This window comes from Anaerotignum faecicola (assembly GCA_024460105.1).
Taxonomy (GTDB): Bacteria; Bacillota; Clostridia; order Lachnospirales; family Anaerotignaceae; genus JANFXS01.
Genome location: JANFXS010000241.1, coordinates 1 through 465, shown reverse-complemented (window position 1 = coordinate 465; position 465 = coordinate 1). Strand labels below are relative to the sequence as shown.

At 56.1% G+C, this 465-nt stretch carries 2 protein-coding genes; both read right to left on the bottom strand.

The window, feature by feature from the left end; genetic code table 11:
- On the bottom strand, nucleotides 1–214 hold a 214-nt coding region (locus NE664_13750; GenBank protein MCQ4727697.1), incomplete at its 3' end, for an ADP-ribosylglycohydrolase family protein.
- Nucleotides 215–253: 39 nt separating this feature from the next.
- On the bottom strand, nucleotides 254–465 hold a 212-nt coding region (locus tag NE664_13745), incomplete at its 5' end, for an ADP-ribosylglycohydrolase family protein (GenBank protein MCQ4727696.1).

Sequence of the window (465 nt, the reverse complement as noted above, 5' to 3'; positions counted from 1 at the left end):
GCCTCACTTCCCGCCAGTCGGAAGCCTTCGCACACTGTTCCCTGACAGCCCCCACAAGACGGATAAATTCCGGATTCTCAATATAAGCGAGCCCCGCGTCCAGAAGCCTGTCGATATCCTTCTCCACAAATGCCATTGACTCCATAACCGCCAGATAAACCGCCGCGTCGACTGCGATTCCGTCATGGCTGACGCTGGCTGCTTCCCTCGCCATCTTAGCCGCACGCTCCGGATTCCCCGGATTTGCCATGGCCTATGTATCGATAAAAATCTCCGAACCGATCTGTTCCGCCATGCTCCGCCCGTTTAGCTGGATGGAACCGCTTTTGGGAGCCCTGATGCCATTTTTCAGACGGAGATATGCGGTATGCTCCGTGCTCCGTGAAAGGCCGCCCCACCAGAGGATGGTCTCATTTTCAATGATATAGTTAAGCCAGCTGTCCCCGATCTGCTCCGCCCGGATCC